The organism is Ruegeria denitrificans (assembly GCF_001458295.1).
Classification (GTDB): Bacteria; Pseudomonadota; Alphaproteobacteria; order Rhodobacterales; family Rhodobacteraceae; genus Ruegeria; species Ruegeria denitrificans.
This window is the reverse complement of record NZ_CYUD01000041.1, coordinates 1-1100: the sequence shown is the minus strand read 5'-3', so window position 1 is coordinate 1100 and position 1100 is coordinate 1. Positions and strand designations below refer to the sequence as shown.

Annotated in this window: 1 protein-coding gene; it reads left to right on the top strand. The window is 57.1% G+C overall.

Features of this window, described 5'->3' with window-relative positions; genetic code table 11:
• The first annotated feature begins 67 nt into the window (after window positions 1-67).
• Complete coding sequence (locus tag RUE5091_RS22455; protein ID WP_058284176.1) at window positions 68-1045, top strand: IS5 family transposase; 978 nt, start codon at window positions 68-70, stop codon at window positions 1043-1045.
• Window positions 1046-1100: the final 55 nt, after the last annotated feature.

Below are 1100 nucleotides of genomic sequence, written 5' to 3'. Positions count from 1 at the left end.
CGGCGTTGTTGCACGGATCGCCCATGCGCTGATATCGAGGCGGTCCGTTCCTTTCAGGATGCTGTAAATGCCGCATAAGTTCAACGCCGCTCGTCGTGACAAGATCCCGAAGCAAAAGTATCGGGTAACCAACTGGTCTGAGTACAATGAAGGCCTGCGACAGCGAGGTGATCTGACTGTCTGGATCAGCGAAGACGCGCTTGCCCTGTGGCCGGCACCGCGCCGAACAACGCGTGGCGGACAGCCGCGCTATTCTGATCTGGCGATTGAGTTGTGCCTGACATTGGGGATGGTTTTCAAACAACCGCTGCGGCAAACCCAAGGCCTGATGCGCAGTATTGCAGGGCTGCTCGGAGTTGAGATCGCAGTGCCTGATTTCTCCACCTTATCCCGCAGGAGCAGTGGGCTAGCACTGCGTGCGACGCGGAAGCCCGGAGGCGGTAAGTCAGTTCATTTGGTCGTGGACAGTACTGGCCTAAAAATCTTCGGCGAAGGTGACTGGCTCGAGGAGAAGCATAAAACAAAGCGCAAACGGCGCTCTTGGCGCAAGCTCCATCTAGGCCTCGATCTTGTCAGCGGCGAGATCGTCTGCTCTGATCTCACTATGGATGAGGTTGGCGATCCGACGGTGCTGCCAGAGCTCTTGGATCAGGTCGACGGCCCGGTTGCTCTCTTTCTGGCAGATGGAGCTTACGATGGAGAACCTACATCTGATTTGCTTGCCGCTCGTTTCGGATCGATGATTGAGGTCACGATCCCACCTCCCAAAAATGCAATACTGAGCCCAAATGCAGCCCAGGATCCGACTGCACGAGACCGCCATATCGCCGAGATCGTAAGCCAGGGGCGAATGGCCTGGCAGAAAGCCACTGGCTACAATCAACGCAGCCGAGGTGAAACTCTCATGGGTCGCTGGAAGACTGTCATTGCGCCCAAGCTAAAGGCCCGGGGCTTCGAAAATCAGAAAACAGAAGCCGGGATTGGCGTCCGGGTTCTCAACCGGATGACCGGGCTTGGCCGCCCAAGTTTCGAACGCACCGCCTGAATTCCGTCTCGGGTTGGGCGTGTTCCGAGTTGCAACTGATCTGTGCAACAACGCC

What these genes read in the sequence shown, in the direction of transcription:
- RUE5091_RS22455 (WP_058284176.1), top strand. Translation starts at nt 68, where the DNA reads ATGCCGCATAAGTTCAACGCCGCTCGTCGTGACAAGATCCCGAAGCAA.